This window comes from Streptacidiphilus jiangxiensis, from assembly GCF_900109465.1.
In the GTDB taxonomy this organism is placed as follows: Bacteria; Actinomycetota; Actinomycetes; order Streptomycetales; family Streptomycetaceae; genus Streptacidiphilus; species Streptacidiphilus jiangxiensis.
The window spans coordinates 47,049-62,492 of sequence record NZ_FOAZ01000020.1 but is presented as its reverse complement, the minus strand read 5'-3'; the positions used below and the strand labels follow the sequence as shown (position 1 = coordinate 62,492).

General features: G+C 70.6%; 19 protein-coding genes. 15 read left to right on the top strand and 4 right to left on the bottom strand.

Translation table 11 applies throughout. The features are described from left to right. Positions 1–49 precede the first annotated feature (49 nt). The 12 genes from BMY61_RS31785 to BMY61_RS31725 all read left to right on the top strand — a co-directional run bounded on the left by BMY61_RS31785 (position 50) and on the right by BMY61_RS31725 (position 11,246). Positions 50–919 (top strand): fumarylacetoacetate hydrolase family protein, encoded by an 870-nt coding sequence (locus BMY61_RS31785; RefSeq protein ID WP_042446762.1) that lies wholly within the window; start codon positions 50–52, stop codon positions 917–919. Continuing rightward, positions 916–2,295, top strand: coding sequence for an L-fuconate dehydratase (locus BMY61_RS31780; protein WP_042446765.1), 1,380 nt, complete (start codon positions 916–918; stop codon positions 2,293–2,295). The genes BMY61_RS31785 and BMY61_RS31780 overlap by 4 nt, the downstream gene beginning before the upstream one ends. Beyond that, on the top strand, positions 2,292–3,050 hold the full coding sequence (locus BMY61_RS31775) for an SDR family NAD(P)-dependent oxidoreductase (RefSeq protein WP_042446768.1): 759 nt from the start codon (positions 2,292–2,294) through the stop codon (positions 3,048–3,050). The genes BMY61_RS31780 and BMY61_RS31775 overlap by 4 nt, the downstream gene beginning before the upstream one ends. 113 nt (positions 3,051–3,163) lie before the next feature. Then, positions 3,164–4,171: an aldo/keto reductase gene (locus BMY61_RS31770; RefSeq protein WP_042446770.1), complete on the top strand. Its 1,008-nt coding sequence runs from the start codon at positions 3,164–3,166 to the stop codon at positions 4,169–4,171. Then, positions 4,171–4,911 carry a (Fe-S)-binding protein gene (locus BMY61_RS45420; RefSeq protein WP_042446773.1) on the top strand — a complete coding sequence of 247 codons (741 nt, stop codon included), beginning with the start codon at positions 4,171–4,173 and terminating at the stop codon, positions 4,909–4,911. The genes BMY61_RS31770 and BMY61_RS45420 overlap by 1 nt, the downstream gene beginning before the upstream one ends. Beyond that, on the top strand, positions 4,908–6,386 hold the full coding sequence (locus tag BMY61_RS31760; RefSeq protein ID WP_042446776.1) for a lactate utilization protein B: 1,479 nt from the start codon (positions 4,908–4,910) through the stop codon (positions 6,384–6,386). Before BMY61_RS45420 ends, BMY61_RS31760 begins: the two co-directional genes overlap by 4 nt. Then, positions 6,383–7,024, top strand: a complete 642-nt coding sequence (locus BMY61_RS31755; protein WP_042446779.1) for a LutC/YkgG family protein — start codon at positions 6,383–6,385, stop codon at positions 7,022–7,024. The genes BMY61_RS31760 and BMY61_RS31755 overlap by 4 nt, the downstream gene beginning before the upstream one ends. Then, a complete protein-coding gene (locus BMY61_RS31750) occupies positions 7,021–7,332 on the top strand; it encodes an L-rhamnose mutarotase (protein ID WP_042446782.1) in 312 nt (103 codons plus the stop codon). Before BMY61_RS31755 ends, BMY61_RS31750 begins: the two co-directional genes overlap by 4 nt. Next, positions 7,329–8,237, top strand: a complete 909-nt coding sequence (locus tag BMY61_RS31745; protein ID WP_042446784.1) for an amidohydrolase family protein — start codon at positions 7,329–7,331, stop codon at positions 8,235–8,237. Before BMY61_RS31750 ends, BMY61_RS31745 begins: the two co-directional genes overlap by 4 nt. 74 nt (positions 8,238–8,311) lie before the next feature. Next, positions 8,312–9,532: a mannose-6-phosphate isomerase, class I gene (manA, locus tag BMY61_RS31740; RefSeq protein WP_042446786.1), complete on the top strand. Its 1,221-nt coding sequence runs from the start codon at positions 8,312–8,314 to the stop codon at positions 9,530–9,532. Between the two features lie 97 nt (positions 9,533–9,629). Then, the gene (locus tag BMY61_RS46620) at positions 9,630–10,115 is read left to right on the top strand and encodes a hypothetical protein (RefSeq protein WP_177240401.1); all 486 of its coding nucleotides are present in this window, start codon (positions 9,630–9,632) and stop codon (positions 10,113–10,115) included. Between the two features lie 99 nt (positions 10,116–10,214). Continuing rightward, the gene (locus tag BMY61_RS31725) at positions 10,215–11,246 is read left to right on the top strand and encodes a WD40 repeat domain-containing protein (RefSeq protein WP_042446789.1); all 1,032 of its coding nucleotides are present in this window, start codon (positions 10,215–10,217) and stop codon (positions 11,244–11,246) included. Positions 11,247–11,417: 171 nt separating this feature from the next. Here BMY61_RS31725 and BMY61_RS31720 read toward each other — a convergent pair whose 3' ends face one another. Further along, positions 11,418–11,699 (bottom strand): hypothetical protein, encoded by a 282-nt coding sequence (locus BMY61_RS31720; protein ID WP_042446792.1) that lies wholly within the window; start codon positions 11,697–11,699, stop codon positions 11,418–11,420. A gap of 254 nt (positions 11,700–11,953) precedes the next feature. Continuing rightward, a complete protein-coding gene (locus BMY61_RS31715) occupies positions 11,954–12,769 on the bottom strand; it encodes a MerR family transcriptional regulator (protein ID WP_042446803.1) in 816 nt (271 codons plus the stop codon). 130 nt (positions 12,770–12,899) lie between these two features. On the opposite strand from BMY61_RS31715, the gene BMY61_RS31710 reads away from it, so the two are divergent. Then, positions 12,900–13,274 carry a nuclear transport factor 2 family protein gene (locus tag BMY61_RS31710; protein WP_042446814.1) on the top strand — a complete coding sequence of 125 codons (375 nt, stop codon included), beginning with the start codon at positions 12,900–12,902 and terminating at the stop codon, positions 13,272–13,274. Positions 13,275–13,377: 103 nt separating this feature from the next. Further along, positions 13,378–13,704: a putative quinol monooxygenase gene (locus BMY61_RS31705; RefSeq protein WP_042446817.1), complete on the top strand. Its 327-nt coding sequence runs from the start codon at positions 13,378–13,380 to the stop codon at positions 13,702–13,704. A gap of 66 nt (positions 13,705–13,770) precedes the next feature. Here BMY61_RS31705 and BMY61_RS31700 read toward each other — a convergent pair whose 3' ends face one another. Then, entirely contained in the window at positions 13,771–14,436 is a 666-nt protein-coding gene (locus tag BMY61_RS31700) for an NAD(P)H-binding protein (RefSeq protein ID WP_042446820.1), read from the bottom strand. Positions 14,437–14,497: 61 nt separating this feature from the next. After that, the gene (locus BMY61_RS31695; RefSeq protein WP_042446823.1) at positions 14,498–15,064 is read right to left on the bottom strand and encodes a TetR/AcrR family transcriptional regulator; all 567 of its coding nucleotides are present in this window, start codon (positions 15,062–15,064) and stop codon (positions 14,498–14,500) included. A 91-nt stretch (positions 15,065–15,155) separates the two neighbouring features. Between BMY61_RS31695 and BMY61_RS31690 the strand changes: the two genes are divergently transcribed. Continuing rightward, positions 15,156–15,338: a hypothetical protein gene (locus BMY61_RS31690; RefSeq protein ID WP_042446829.1), complete on the top strand. Its 183-nt coding sequence runs from the start codon at positions 15,156–15,158 to the stop codon at positions 15,336–15,338. The last annotated feature ends 106 nt before the right edge of the window (positions 15,339–15,444 follow it).

The window sequence follows — 15,444 nt, the reverse complement described above, 5'->3', positions numbered from 1 at the left end:
CCCGCTTCCCCTCCCCTTCCCCCTTCCCCGCCCGCGGAGGTTCTGGACCGTGAAACTGCTGCGCATCGGAGCCCCCGGGGCCGAACGGCCGGCCCTGCTCGAGACCGCCGCCGACGGTCACCCGCGCTACCTCGACCTGACCGGTGTCACCCCCGACATCGACGGGCCGTTCCTCGCCTCGGGCGGGCTCGACCGCGTGCGTGCGGCGCTCGCCGAGGGCTCGCTCCCCGAGCTCGCGCCCCCGGCGGCAGGTCGGCGTCTCGGTGCCCCGGTCGCCCGCCCAGGCAAGGTCGTCTGCATCGGCCTCAACTACCGCGACCACGCGGAGGAGACCGGCGCCGCGATCCCGAACCGGCCCGTGGTCTTCATGAAGGACCCGGGCACCGTGGTCGGTCCGTACGACCAGGTGCTGATCCCGCGCGGTTCGGCGAAGACGGACTGGGAGGTGGAGCTCGCCGTCGTGATCGGCCGCCGGGCCCGCTACCTGGCCTCGCGAGAGGAGGCCCTGGCCTGTGTCGCCGGCTACGCGATCAGCAACGACGTCTCCGAGCGGGAGTTCCAGCTCGAGTTCTCCAGCCAGTGGGACCTCGGCAAGTCCTGCGAGACCTTCAACCCGCTCGGCCCCTGGCTGGTGACGGCCGACGAGGTCGGCGACCCGCAGGACCTCGGACTTCGGCTGGCCGTGGACGGCGTCCCCCGGCAGGACGGCCACACCAAGAACATGATCTTCGATGTCGCCGAGATCGTCCGCTACCTCAGCCAGTACCTGGTGCTGGAGCCGGGCGACGTGATCAACACCGGCACCCCGGCCGGCGTGGCGCTGGGCCTGCCCGACCAGCCGTACCTGCGCCCCGGCCAGCGCGTCGAGCTCGCCATCGACCACCTGGGCACGCAGCGCCAGACCTTCGCCTCCGCATGAAAGGCACTCAGTTGTCGACTCCCCCGTCGCCCGGACAGGCGCGGATCACCGCGCTGGAGACCTACGACATCCGCTTCCCCACCTCGCGCGAGCTGGACGGCTCCGACGCGATGAATCCCGACCCCGACTACTCCGCCGCCTACCTGGTGCTGCGCACCGACGCGGGCGACGGCCTGGAGGGCCACGGCTTCACCTTCACCATCGGCCGCGGCAACGACGTGCAGGTGGCCGCCATCGACGCGCTGCGCCCCTACCTGCTGGGCCGCTGCGTCGAGGAGGTCTGCGCGGACCCCGGCTCGGTCTACCGGGACCTGAACGGCGACAGCCAACTGCGCTGGCTCGGCCCGGAGAAGGGCGTGATGCACATGGCCGTCGGCGCCGTCGTCAACGCGGTCTGGGACCTGGCCGCCAAGCGCGCCGGACTGCCGCTGTGGCAGTTCCTCGCCGACGCGGATCCGCAGTGGCTGGTCTCCCAGGTCGACTTCCGCTACATCGCCGACGCACTCACCCCCGAACAGGCCCTGGAACTGCTCCGGGACGGCAAGAAGGGCGCCGCCGAGCGCGCGACCGAACTGCGCCGGCAGGGCTACCCGGCCTACACCACCTCGCCGGGCTGGCTCGGGTACTCCGACGAGAAGCTGGTCCGCCTCGCCAACGAGGCGCTCGCCGCCGGCTTCCGCCAGATCAAGCTGAAGGTCGGTGCCGACCTGGAGGACGACATCCGTCGCTGCCGCACCGCGCGCGCGACCATAGGTCCGGACATCCGGATGGCCATCGACGCCAACCAGCGCTGGAACGTCGACGAGGCCGTCGCCTGGACCAAGGCCCTGGCGGAGTTCGACCCGTACTGGATCGAGGAGCCGACCAGCCCCGACGACGTGCTGGGCCACGCCGCCATCCGTGAGCGTGTCGCCCCGATCCGGGTCGCGACCGGCGAGCACGTACAGAACCGCGTCGTGTTCAAGCAGCTGCTCCAGGCGGGCGCCATCGACGTGCTGCAGTTGGACTCCACCCGGGTCGGCGGCGTCAACGAGAACCTCGCGATCCTGCTGCTCGCGGCCAAGTTCGGCGTCCCGGTCTGCCCGCACGCCGGTGGCGTCGGCCTGTGCGAGCTGGTTCGCCACCTGTCGATGTTCGACTTCGTGGCGCTGACGGGCACGACCGAAGGACGCGCCGTCGAGTTCGCCGACCACCTGCACGAGCACTTCGTCGACCCTGCCGTCATCCGCGACGGCCACTACGTGGCCCCGAGCCTTCCGGGGTTCTCCGCGGAGCTGCGTCCGGAGGCCGTCGACACCTACCGCTACCCGGCCGGGGCCTTCTGGGCCGCTGATCTGGCGCACCGGCAGGCCGAGACGGCGGAGGTTCCGGCATGAGCGCGGAACTGGAGGGCCTGCGCGCGCTGGTCACCGGGGGTGCCTCCGGCATCGGCCTGGCGACGGCGCGCCTGCTCGCCACGCGGGGCGCCGAGGTCGCCGTGCTGGACCTCGACCCGCGCGGCGTCGAGATGCCGCTGCTGGGCTTCGCGGCGGATGTGAGCGACGACGCCTCCGTCCGTGCGGCGGTCGCTTCGGCCGCATCCGCGCTCGGTGGCCTGGACATCCTGGTGAACAACGCCGGGATCGGCGCTGCGGGCACGGTCGAGGACAACGACGACGAGCAGTGGCAGCGGGTGATGGACGTCAATGTACTGGGCATCGTGCGCACCACCCGCGCCGCGCTCCCCCATCTGCGGGGCTCGGACCATGCGGCGATCGTCAACATGTGCTCGATCGCCGCCACAGCCGGCCTGCCGCAGCGTGCGCTCTACTCCGCCAGCAAGGGCGCCGTCCTGTCTCTCACTCTGGCCATGGCCGCCGACCATGTCCGCGAGGGCATCCGCGTCAACTGCGTCAACCCCGGCACGGTCGACACGCCCTGGGTGGGCCGTCTGCTCGGCGCCGCCGAGGATCCGGCCGCCGAGCGCGCCGCCCTGCAGGCACGCCAGCCGCACGGAAGACTTGTCCTGCCGGACGAGGTCGCCGCCGCAGTCGCCTACCTGGCAGGTCCGCTGGCGGGGTCCACCACCGGTACCGCACTCGCCGTCGACGGCGGCATGGGCGGCCTCCGCCTGCGCCCGGCCGCACCGTAACCCTCCCGCCGGACCTGCCCGTCAGGGCCAAGACCCCGGCCGGACCGCAGCCGACTCGAGGGTGTCGCTGCGCTCCGGCCGGCCGGCCACCAGCTTCGAAAGGCGATCCGATCATGCGCACCCTGCCACTCGGGCGCAGCGCCACACACGTCACAGAGCTCTCACTCGGTGCCGCCCCCCTGGGGAACCTGTTCACCGCGATCAGTGACGAGCAGGCTCGTGGGACCGTCGACGCGGCCTGGGACAGCGGTGTCCGCTCCTTCGACACCGCCCCGCACTACGGCCTGGGCCTGTCCGAGCGCCGCCTCGGCTCGGCTCTGCGCGAGCGACCGCGCGACGAATACGTCCTCTCGACCAAGGTCGGTCGCCTGCTGCGGCCGACGACGGAGCCGGGCGGGGACGACCTCGCCCAGGGCTTCGCCGTCCCGGCGGAGTTCGAGCGGGTGTGGGACTTCAGCGCCGACGGGGTCCGTCGCAGTATCGAGGCCAGCCTGACGCGGCTCGGCCTGGACCGGATCGACATCGTCTACCTGCACGATCCGGACGACCACGAGGAGCAGGCCTTCGGCTCCGCCTACCCCGAGTTGGAGCGCCTTCGAGCCGAGGGCACCGTCGGCGCGATCGGGGCCGGCATGAACCAGACCCGCATGCTCGACCGCTTCGTACGCGAGACCGACATGGACGTCGTCCTCCTTGCGGGCCGCTACTCTCTGCTCGACCAGACCGGGTTGGACGTCCTGCTGCCCGATGCCGCCCGACGCGGCATCTCCGTGATCGTCGGTGGTGTCTTCAACTCCGGCCTGCTCGCCGACCCGAAGCCCGGCGCCACCTTCGACTACGCACCCGCCTCGACCGAACTGCTGAACCGTGCGCTGCGACTCAAGGCTCTCTGCACGGACTTCGACGTTCCGCTGCGGGCGGCAGCCCTCCAGTTCCCCCTGGGACACCCGGCCGTCGCCGGCGTCCTGGTGGGCGCGCGGAGCGCGGCGGAGGCGCTCGACGCGGCGCTGATGACCTCGACGGAGATCCCGGCCGAACTCTGGAGCGTGCTGCGCGAGGAGGGTCTGCTGCCCTCGGATGCTCCGCTGCCGGCCCCCGCAGGAGAGCGAGGAGCGTCCTGATGCGTATCGCCCTGTTCATCACCTGCTTCAACGACACGATGTTCCCCGAGACCGGCAAGGCCGTGGTCACGGTGCTGGAGCGGCTCGGCCACCAGGTGGAGTTCCCCCTCGGGCAGACGTGCTGCGGCCAGATGCACTTCAACACCGGCTACCGACCCGAAGCCACCCCCCTGGTGCGCAACTTCACCGAAGTCTTCGCCGGCTACGACGCGATCGTGACCCCGTCAGCCTCGTGCGCCGGCATGGTCCGCGAGCATCACGCCGTCCTGGCCGAGGAGTCGGGCGAGGCCGCACTAGGCCGACAGGTCGCCGCCGTGGCACCGCGCGTGCACGAGTTCGCGGAGCTCCTCGTGGACGTGCTCGGGGTCACCGACGTGGGCGCCTACTTCCCGCACCGGGTCACCTACCATCCGACCTGCCACTCACTGCGCGGCCTGCGCCTGGGCGACAAACCCGTGAGGCTCCTGCGCGCCGTTCGGGGTATCGACCTGGTCGAGCTGCCCGCGGCCGACTCCTGCTGTGGCTTCGGTGGCACCTTCGCGCTCAAGAACGCCGCAACCTCCACGGCCATGCTCGGCGACAAGATCCGCAACGTCGCCGCCACAGGCGCGGACGTGCTCTGCGCGGCAGACAACTCCTGCCTGCTGCACATCGGCGGAGGAATGTCCCGCCTGCAGACCGGCATCGGCACGCTGCACCTGGCCGAGATCCTCGCCTCGACCGAAGGAGACGCACGGTGAGCGACGCCGGCACCAACGTGGTCTGGCTCGGCAGTCCGACCTTCCCCCGCGCGGCAAGCGCCGCGCTCGCGAACCCTCAGCTACGGCGTAACCTGCGCAAGGCCACCACCACGATCCGCGACAAGCGCCTCGCGGCCACGGGCGAGCTGGACGACTGGGAACAGCTGCGGGAGGCAGGCGCGGCGACCAAGCGCCGCGTACTGCGGCACCTGGACCGCTACCTCCTGCAGTTGGAGGAGTCGGTCACCAGGGCGGGCGGGATCGTGCACTGGGCGGCCGACGCCGCCGAGGCCAACGAGATCGTCGCCGAACTCGTCCGCGCCACTGGCTCGGACGAGGTGGTGAAGGTCAAGTCGATGGCCACGCAGGAGATCGGCCTCAACGAGGCCTTGGCCGAGGCGGGCATCCGCGCCTACGAGACCGACCTTGCGGAGCTGATCGTCCAGCTGCGTGACGACCGGCCCTCCCACATCCTCGTCCCGGCCATCCACCTGGGCCGGGCCGAGATCAGGGAGACCTTCGTCCACGAGATGGCCCACTGGGGACGGCCCGCACCGGAAGGCCTGACGGACGAACCGCGCGCACTCGCCGCGGCCGCCCGGCTGCACCTGCGCGAGAAGTTCCTGCGGGCGAAGGTCGCGATCTCCGGCGCCAACTTCGCCGTCGCGGAGACCGGAACCGTGGGCGTCGTCGAGTCCGAGGGCAACGGCCGCATGTGCCTGACGCTCCCGGAGACGCTGATCACCGTGATGGGCATCGAGAAGGTCCTGCCCAAGTGGCAGGACCTGGAGGTGTTCCTGCAGTTGCTGCCGCGCTCCTCCACCGGCGAGCGGATGAACCCCTACACCTCCACCTGGACCGGAACAACGCCTGGTGACGGGCCGCAGACCTTCCATCTCGTCCTGCTCGACAACGGCCGGACCGCCACCCTCGCCGACACCACCGGCCGCCAGGCCCTCGCCTGCATCCGCTGCTCTGCCTGCCTGAACGTGTGCCCCGTCTATGAACGCACCGGCGGTCACGCCTACGGCTCCGTCTATCCGGGCCCGATCGGAGCGATCCTGACCCCGCAACTGGTCGGCGTCGAACACGCCGAGACCCTCCCCTTCGCCTCCACCTTGTGTGGCGCCTGCTACGACGCCTGCCCGGTGCAGATCAACATCCCCGAGGTGCTCACCCATCTGCGCGCCAAAGCCGTCGCGGCCAGGCGCGCCAGACGACGCACCCCCAGCGGCGAGGCACTCGCGATGAAGGCCGCCACCGCGATCCTCACCTCGCCCGGCCGGCTCGCCGCCGCCCAGAAGGCTGCATCGCTCGGCGGACGGGCGATCGCCCGCAACGGCGTGATCGGCCCCCTCCCGGGGCCCCTGCGCAGCTGGACGGACGCCCGCGACACGCCCGCACCCCCGCGCGAAACCTTCCGCTCCTGGTGGCGGCGCACCCGACCGCAGCACCCGTCAGGAGAACAGCGATGACGGCCCGTGACACCATCCTCGGTCGCATCCGCGACGCCCTCGTCGATGTTCCCGCCGACGAGACGCCTGACGATGTTCCTCTCCCCCGCGCGTACCACCGCAGCCACGCCGACGTGGACGCCCCCGCGCTGTTCGCCGAGCGCGTCGCCGACTACCGTGCCCGCGTGGTGGAGGCCACCGCCGACACGGCGCGCGCGACCATCGCCGAGCTGCTCGCCGCCCGCAGCCTGCGCGCTCTCGTCGTCCCGCCCGGCTTCCCCGAGGACCTCGTTCCCGACGGTGCCTGGCGGCGACGTGCAGAGCCCCTCGACGTCGGTGAACTCGAGGCTGCCGACGGCGTGCTGACCACCTGCGCCGTGGGCATCGCTGTCACCGGCACTCTCGTGCTCGACGCCGGCCCCGGACAGGGTCGCCGCGCGCTCACCTTGCTCCCCGACTACCACCTGTGCGTCGTGCGAGCCGACCAGATCGTGGGCGACGTGCCCGACGCCATCGCCCGGCTGGACCCTTCGCGCCCGCTCACCTTCATCTCCGGCCCCTCCGCCACCAGCGACATCGAACTCGACCGGGTCGAAGGCGTCCACGGCCCACGCACACTCGAGGTCCTGATCGTCCGCCCTTCCCAGGAGCACCCATGAGAGTCGCCCTGCACACCCGCGTCATGGCCGACCGGATCACAGACTACGAGCAGGCTCACCGCGAGGTTCCCGAGGAGCTCGTCACCGCCATCCGGGCCGCCGGTGCGACCGAGTGGACCATCTGGCGCAGCGGCATCGACCTCTTCCACCTCCTGGAGGTCGAGGACTACCCGAAGCTGATCGCCGAGCTCAACGAACTGCCCGTCAACGTCGCCTGGCAGGAGCGGATGGCGCAGATTCTGGACGTCGTCCACGACTACTCCGCCGACGGCGCCGGCGCACCGCTCCCGGTGGTGTGGCAGCTGTGACCGCCAGGGCTCCGCGCGTTGTCGATGCGCACCACCACGTCTGGGACCTCACCGTCCGCGATCAGGACTGGATCAGCGGGCCTGCGCTGGCCCCCCTACGGCGGAACTTCGACCTGGACGAGCTACGCCCGCAGGCGAGGGCGGCCGGCGTCGACTCCACCGTTCTGGTCCAGACGGTCTGCGTACCCGAGGAGACTCCCGAGCTCCTCGCCCTCGCGGACACCGATCCTCTGGTGGCCGGGGTGGTCGGCTGGACCGACCTCACCTGCGCCGACATCGCCGACAATCTCGCCGCGCTCCGGGCCGGCGCCGGAGGGGAACACCTCGTCGGCATCCGCCACCAGGTGCAGAGCGAACCCGACCCCGAGTGGCTGCTTCGACCGGACGTGCAACGCGGCCTGCGAGCCGTCGCCGCCGCGGGCCTGGCCTACGACCTGGTCATCACCGCCGAGCAACTGCCCGCTGCCACGGCTGCGGCGATCTCCCTTCCAGGCGCTGTCTTCGTCCTCGACCACCTCGGCAAACCGCCCGTCGCGGAGAGGGCACTCGCCCCGTGGGCCGGCCACCTGCGCGCCTTCGCGGCCCTGCCGAACACAGCGGCGAAGGTGTCAGGCCTGGTGACCGAGGCGGACTGGCACCGCTGGCAACCGGCTGACCTGCGTCCCTTTGTCGATGTCGCGCTGGACGCCTTCGGTCCGGGCCGCCTGCTCTTCGGATCCGACTGGCCGGTGTCCACCCTCGCCGCCGACTACTCCCGCGTGGTCGCGGTCACGCGGGACCTGCTCGCCCCTCTCACACCTGGCGAACGGGAGGCCGTGTTCGGCGGCAACGCCGAACGCCTGTACCGACTGACGCAGACTGCAGAAGCCAGGCCGGGCAGCACCCGGATCCACCCCACCCTGTGAGACAGACCCCGTCTCTCCGGCACCGACGCCCGCGCCCACGCACCGCGGGCTCACCTTTGAACAGGACCAAGTCCGTGGATCGCTTGATGAACACTGTCCGTCCGTACGGCTGGGGATCGCGAACCGCGATTCCAGCGCTGTTGGGCGTGAAGCCGAGCGGGGAGCCGCAGGCGGAGCTGTGGATGGGCGCGCATCCCGGTGCGCCGTCCGGCGTCAACCGCGGCCACGGTCGGCTCTCCCTGGACCGGCTGATCGCGGCCGACCCGGATGCCGAGCTGGGCGCTGCCACCGTGGCCCGGTTCGGTCCCGCCCTGCCGTTCCTGTTCAAGGTGCTGGCTGCCGGTGAGCCGCTGTCGGTGCAGGTGCACCCGGACCTCACGCAGGCGCGGGCAGGGTACGCGGCGGAGGAGGCGGCCGGGGTACCGCTGGAGGCGCGGGAGCGGAACTACAGGGACGCGAACCACAAGCCCGAGATGCTGTGCGCGCTGGAGGAGTTCACCGGCGTGTGCGGGTTCCGCGCACCGCTGGACACTGCGGCACTGCTGGAGCAACTGGGGGTGGCCGGACTGCGGCCGGTCGTGGAGGTCCTGCGGGCCAAGCCCGAGGCGGAGGCCCTACGCGAGGCGCTGAGTTGGGCCCTCACCCTCGACAGCGCCACCGTCACCGAACTCGTCGGTGCGACCCGCGCAGCACTGCTGCGCCTGGCCGCGGAGTCGACAGACCTCGCGAAGGTGGTGATGCTGCGCGACTACGCGGTGGCGGCCGACCATTACCCGGCCGACGCCGGTCTGCTGTCGGCGCTGCTGCTGAACCACGTCGTGCTCCGACCGGGCGACGCCGTCTACCTGGGCGCGGGCGTCCCGCACGCGTACTTCCGCGGCCTGGGAGTCGAGCTGATGGCCAACTCGGACAACGTGCTGCGCGCCGGGCTCACGCCGAAGCACATCGACGTACCGGAGCTGTTGCGAGTCGTGGATTTCCGGGCGAGCAACCCATCGGCGATGCAACCGCACCGTGTGGTCGGGCACCCGGGTGAAGAGCGGTATCCGGCACCGACCGACGAATTCCGTCTGTCCCGCTACCGCCTCGGAGCCTGGGGCAGTCGGGTGCTGCCCACGGACACCCCGCAGATCCTGCTGTGCACGGCGGGGCACGTCTCACTGACCGACGCGGCAGGCGGGCATCTGTCGCTGGCCCCCGGTGAATCGTGCTTCGTAGCCGCCGACAGCCCGTCCATCCAAGCCACGAGCACCAGGGGCGCCGCGACGATCTACAAAGCCACGGTGAACCTGTGAGGCAGTGACGTTTTCTCGGCGATGGTCATGTCCAGACTCGGTTGAGGACGAGGGCGGCTCGGGCGATGTCGCCGATCCCGCCAGGGCTGAGGGTGACGTGCTGCAGGGTGCGTCAGCGCTGTTCGAGCTCGGCGGCCGCGCCTTCTCCCAGGGCGCGAATGCCCCTGAACAGGTTGTTGGTGGTGCGAGTGTCCGGGTGCAGCGCCTGCTCGGCACGGCCCCTCGGGCGCCGGACCGGGACGAGAACGCCGATGCCTGCACCGAGGTCGCCGCACACACCGGGGACGCGGTCGAACTCGATCAGCGTGCCGTCCAGGATCACGTGGGTCAGGCCGTCGTGCCGGCAGCCGTCCAGAACCTCGTGCAGGTCGGTGCCCGGTCGGCCAGGACGTCGATGCCCTCGTGCAACTACGGCCTGCCGGAACGGGCCCAGCACCCGACTGCCGCGCGGAGTGCCGATGCGGCGCCGGTGCGCGGCAAGCAGTGGGGACAGGTGATGCACAACGTGGCGCGGGACATCGAACGTGGCAACATAGCTGACCAACGTGAAGCCTTCCGGGTGGCGGACACGATCTTGTGCTGAGACTGTCCTGTCCTACCGGGCGCAGCGCGGCCGTCCGCAGTCAGGTCCGGCTCGTTTCGGCCTGCTCGTGCACGGGGTGGGTCGTAGGGGGGAGCAGATATGGCCAGAGCAGTGGCTGAAGAGGCCGGCGTGAGGATCATCGGCGCGCACCGGGGGCCGGTTTGGCCGATCGTGATCAATCGGGCGGAGGCCACCGGCGAGATCACCCTGTTCTCGTCGGGGCAGGGCGAGAGCGCGTACCTTCACCGCTGGGACCCTGTCAGCGGGGATCTGATCTGGCGGTCGACCGACGACAGCGTGGCGAACTGGTGGGTCTCGTCCCTGGCAGCGGTCCAGGGAAGTGACGGTCGTTTGATCGTTGCCGCCGGCACGGAGATCGGCATGTTCCGATGGTGCGGGGAGACCGGTCGCCTGCTGCCGCCAGGTATCGGGATGACCGAATGCCCCGTGTACGCCGTGGCTTCGAGCCTCCTGCCCGGGGGTGGCGCGATGCTGATCGGCGGCTCGGACAACGGGTCTGTTTACCGGTGGGACGCCGCGAGCGCGCGACAGTTGGGCAGACCGCTTCCGGGTCACGAGGGTGGCGTGCGGGCCGTCACCGGGACGCTCCTGTCCGACGGCACGTCGGTCATCGCCTCCGGGGACGAGACCGGCCAAGTCCGCCTGTGGGACGCAGTCACCGGCGAGCAAATTGGTGCCCCTTGGTCCGCAGGCGAGGAGATCATCAATGACCTGTCCTTCCTGGAACTCGCGGACGGCCAGCTGCTGCTCGCCGCCTGCGACTCCGGCGCAGCCGTCCATCGCTGGGATGCGCGCACGGGCGAGCGCCGCGGTGAGATCCTGCGTCTCGCTGACGACCTTGCGAGTGTGACAGCCCTGAAGTGCGCCGTGATCAACGGCGAGGCGCGCGTGATCATCGGAGACGACAACGGCCACGTACGCCAGTGGAACGCCCTGACCGGCGCTGTGCTCCCCGCACTCGGCGATGGGACCGCGGTCGACGCCGTCGTCGACGAACACGGAAGCGTGGTGCTGGCCGTGGGGGCCCAGGACGGAGGCATCAGAATTACGCGTCTTCCGTATCGGAACCTGACTGACAACCTGAGCCGGACTGGCAGTGGTCATCGCTGAGAAAACATCAGTGGCTCGGACTGGGCGGTCGGAGCTGAGCCACGAACGACCGTGTCGCCAGAGCCCGCTCCGGCGGCGCACGCGACGGCCGCACGGCGGGGTTCGCGGACTACGAACTACCGGACGGTCAACGGGCTTCGTGCCTGGCCGCCGCGCGGATGACTTTCGGGGCTACCGCCGAGGATCTCGGAGGTGCGGGGAGAAGGAGAAGGAGCGTCCTGGCTCGCCGTCCTTCCGACGCAACCGGGCGAGGCCCGCGCCCAGCCCGATCACCAAGATCAGCTCCACACAGCCCAGCAAGGGCAAGGAGGCGTACCACATCCCGGCCGTCAGGACGACGAGGCCGACGCTCGACACGACGACCAGGAAGGCCGCCCACCCGTTCTCCGGTCGCCGCCCCCGGTCCGTACCGGCTGCACCGGAACTGATCTGCTCTCGCACGTCGACGGTCATGGCGCGGCTTCCTTCCGGGCGTGATCCCAGTCTTCGTGTCGCGGCTGGTCAGCGGACACACGGCGACCGCCGGACGCGTCGAGGTCCGACGCGAATGAAAGTCGTCGGCCTCGACCAGGCATACGCCGCGCGACAGCGAGCGGTTCAGCGGGGCGCCGGAGCGGAGAGGCGCCGTCAGGACCCTGTGCTCGGTCGCCGTCCGGGCCCTGCATCTGGAGGAGGCCGTGTCCTCCGGCGCCCAGTCAACGGGCCCGTCAGCCGTTCGCGCGGAAGATGGGCCAGCCGACCTCGGTGACGAGTTCGTCCTCGGTCACGTCGAGGGGGCCGCGCAGGTAGAACTCGCGCAGCGGGCCGTCGACGCCGATCTCGTGGCGGGCCGCATGCGTGCCCAGGTCGCCGTAGGTGAGGTCGATGGTCTGCAGGGTCCCCCGGTGGACCGCGACCGCGAGTTCCGCCCCCGGCACCACCACGGCGCCGATCCGCCCTACCGGGCGCACGGCGCCGTCGACGGGGACGAACACGAGCGCCTCGCCGCGCTCGTCCTCGACCAGCCCGGTCGCGAAGAGACCGCCCATCGGGCCGGTGGGGCGCAGTCGACGGGCGGTGGTGAAGCCGCGCAGCTCGCCCAGCGCCCCCTGCCACCAGCCCGCGAGGTCCTGGCGGTCGACGACCTCGCGGATCCCGATCGCCGCCTGCTCACGGACGGTGCGGTACTCGATGTGCGATCCGCGCGCGGGCCGGGCCAGCAGGTCGCGCAGGGATTCGACGGCGCTCTGCGCTTGCGCGAGACGGTCCTCCAGCCGGGCGAGATGCGCGGCGATCAGCTCGTTGCGGGTGCCCACGTCCTCGGCGGACAGCACCGCCTTCACGTCCGCCACCGGCATGTCCAAGTCCCGCAGGCGCACGATCACCTGCGCGGTGGGCACCTGGTCCGGGGAGTAGTACCGGTAGCCGGTGCCCTGGTCGACGTCGGCCGGCGCGAGCAGCCCGACGTCGTGGTAGTGCCGCAGCGTCTTGATGCTCAGATGGGTCGCGCGGGAGAACTCGCCGACCGTCATGCCCGTGTGCATGGCACCAGTGTCAACCCTCCCCCTGCCGGAGGGTCCAGCGGACAGTCCCCGGTTGACCCTCCCGCGGGGGTAGGGCTCAGGGTCGGTGGTAGGCGCCGCACCGCGCCGAGGCTTTGCGAGGAGATTCCCCATGAACACCAACGCCCAGGCTGCAGCTCTGCCCGACGTCGTCGCCGCCTACATCGAGGCGGTGAACGCCTTCGACGTGGACGCCATCATGGCGACCTTCGCGGACGACGCCGTGGTCAACGACGCGAGCCGCGAGTTCGCCGACCCCGCCTCGATCCGCGCCTGGCTGGACCGCGAGATCGTCGGGGACAAGGTCACGATGGACGTCACGGAGCTCTCGCGCCACGGCAACATGACCATCGTGCGGGCGCGCTACGACGGTACCTACGACAAGACCAACCTGCCCGACGAACTGGTCCTCACCAACTACCTCACCGACGCCGGCGGCAAGATCACCTCGCTGGTCATCATCCACAACCAGCCCTCGCCCTACTGAGGACAGGCCCGCCGGCAGCCTTGCCGCCACCCCACCCAGGCCTCGGCCCGCACACGCTCCGGCGGCGGGCCGAGCCCGTCACCGTCGGAGAAGGAACATCCCCATGAGCACGCTGGTCACCGCCGAGCTGTTCGCCCAACCCGGTCGCGGCGACGACGTCGCGCAACTGTTGCTGGACATCCTGGGCGAGAGCCTCAAGCACGAGGGTTGCGAGGACATCCGCATCCTGCACGACCAGAACGATCCCGACCACGTCACCGGCCTGACCCAGTGGACCGAGGCCCGCAACTACACCGACTACCTCGCCTGGCGCACCGAACGCGGCTTCACCGCGACCTTCGAGGCCATGCTCACCCGACCGCTTGTGCTCCACTACTACGACGAGCTCTACCACGGACAAGGAATCGCCGCGCGCAACGAGCAGGCATGAGAGCGGGACCGGGCTCGCAGGACCAGCCTCAACCGCCCCGACCACCCCGGTGGGCCGATGGCGTGGTCAGGTCCCGAGATGGTTGATCTGGGCGGTGGGCAGGATGTGCGGTCCGACGCCGTCGAGGCGGGTGGTAGCGATCATGGCGCGCCCCAGCTGCTCGGTGCTGGTCACGTAGCGGGGCGCCACCCGACGCAGCAGCGGGTAGAGCGGGGACGTGATCTTGTAGAAGAGCCGGTACCAGGTGGTGCCGGACGTCTCCCCGTGGAGGGGCTGGATCATGCCGGGGCGGAACATGTAGGCGCGCATGTCCATGGCCAGCAGGGTGTTCTCCGTTTTCCCCTTCACCCGGGCCCAGTAGGCGCGGCCCTGTTCCGAGCTGTCGGTTCCCTCTCCCGACACGTAGACGAACGTCAGGTGCGGGTTGCCGGCGGCCACCACGCGGGCGGCCTCCACGGTGTACGTGTAAGTGATCAGCTCGTACTCTGTGTGGCTTCGCCCCGCCACGGAGACGCCGAGGGTATAGAAGCAGGCGTCGGCCCCTGCCAGGTCCTCCTCCAGCGGGGACAGGTCGACGAAGTCCGCGTGGACGACCTCGCGGAGTTTGGGTTCGTTCCGGCCCAGTGGCCGCCGGACGACGGCGATGATCTCCGTCACCTGGGGGTCTTCCAGGCAGGCGCGGAGCACTCCCTGTCCGACCATGCCCGAGGCGCCAAACAGGATGACCTTCACCGCGACACTCCTTCTGTTCTGGGGGGGGGTTGTGCTGGTCAGCGCGGCGGCTGATCGGTCGTCAGTCGGCGGCGGGGTCAATGATTCGGCGGGCGGCCTCGACGACCGCCGAGCGGTGCTGGGCCAGGCGTTCCGGCTTTTGGAGCCGGCCACCCTCGTCGGCCCAGAACCATGCCTGGGCCGCGGCCAGGACCATGGTCAGCAGGTCGTCGGGCAGCATCTCCTGGGCGAGGTCGCCACGCTGCTGCGCCTCGGCGACGCTGGCGGTCTTGCCCGCGAAGGCCTTCGCTTCGAGCCCGTCGGCGTCGGGGCGTTCCAGAAGCTTCCACAGGCGCAGGCGCATCAGGTCCCGCCGCGCGACGAGGTGGTCGAAGATCGCTCCCGCGTAGCCGGGAAGATCCTCGACGTCGAACGGCACAGCCGCGATGCCGGCCTCGACTGCCCGCCGCAGCACCTCGTCGAACAGCTGCTCCTTGTTGCCGAAGTAGATGTAGATCATCCGCTTGTTTGCGCCGGCATTCTCGGCGATGCGGTCCACGCGGGCGCCGGCGATGCCGTAAGCGGCGAACTCGGCGAAGGCGGCGTCGAGCAGTCGGGCCTTGGTGGCGTTGGCATCGCGTGGTGGCATGAGCCAACCCTACAACTAACTATCCAGTTGGTTGCTTCATGGGAGAGGCAGATCTACGCTGGTATCTATCCGGTTAGTTGGGAGGATGGCCATGGAACAGCGCACGCTGGGCCCCGCCGAGTCGGTGCTGATCGCTGGGGACATCTTCCACGCACCGGCGGAGAGGGCCGAGCCGACCTGCGTCGTCTCCACCGACGGCGTCCTCGGCAGCGTGACCGAGGCCGGCACCGGCTACACCTGGACCACCATCCGCCCCGCACCGGCCGCCGGATGACCGGCCCGCGCGTCTGCCCAGCGGCTCTGACTGAGCCTCATACCGTACGGATTACCGGGCCCTGACCACTGACACCCGAGTTGAAGCACCCGAATACGAACGGAGA

Coding starts and splice junctions, on each gene's coding strand:
- BMY61_RS31780 (WP_042446765.1), top strand. CDS start 916: ATGAAAGGCACTCAGTTGTCGACTCCCCCGTCGCCCGGACAGGCGCGG.
- BMY61_RS31775 (WP_042446768.1), top strand. CDS start 2,292: ATGAGCGCGGAACTGGAGGGCCTGCGCGCGCTGGTCACCGGGGGTGCC.
- BMY61_RS31770 (WP_042446770.1), top strand. CDS start 3,164: ATGCGCACCCTGCCACTCGGGCGCAGCGCCACACACGTCACAGAGCTC.
- BMY61_RS45420 (WP_042446773.1), top strand. CDS start 4,171: ATGCGTATCGCCCTGTTCATCACCTGCTTCAACGACACGATGTTCCCC.
- BMY61_RS31755 (WP_042446779.1), top strand. CDS start 6,383: ATGACGGCCCGTGACACCATCCTCGGTCGCATCCGCGACGCCCTCGTC.
- BMY61_RS31750 (WP_042446782.1), top strand. CDS start 7,021: ATGAGAGTCGCCCTGCACACCCGCGTCATGGCCGACCGGATCACAGAC.
- BMY61_RS31725 (WP_042446789.1), top strand. CDS start 10,215: ATGGCCAGAGCAGTGGCTGAAGAGGCCGGCGTGAGGATCATCGGCGCG.
- BMY61_RS31720 (WP_042446792.1), bottom strand. CDS start 11,699: ATGACCGTCGACGTGCGAGAGCAGATCAGTTCCGGTGCAGCCGGTACG.
- BMY61_RS31715 (WP_042446803.1), bottom strand. CDS start 12,769: ATGCACACGGGCATGACGGTCGGCGAGTTCTCCCGCGCGACCCATCTG.
- BMY61_RS31710 (WP_042446814.1), top strand. CDS start 12,900: ATGAACACCAACGCCCAGGCTGCAGCTCTGCCCGACGTCGTCGCCGCC.
- BMY61_RS31705 (WP_042446817.1), top strand. CDS start 13,378: ATGAGCACGCTGGTCACCGCCGAGCTGTTCGCCCAACCCGGTCGCGGC.
- BMY61_RS31695 (WP_042446823.1), bottom strand. CDS start 15,064: ATGCCACCACGCGATGCCAACGCCACCAAGGCCCGACTGCTCGACGCC.
- BMY61_RS31690 (WP_042446829.1), top strand. CDS start 15,156: ATGGAACAGCGCACGCTGGGCCCCGCCGAGTCGGTGCTGATCGCTGGG.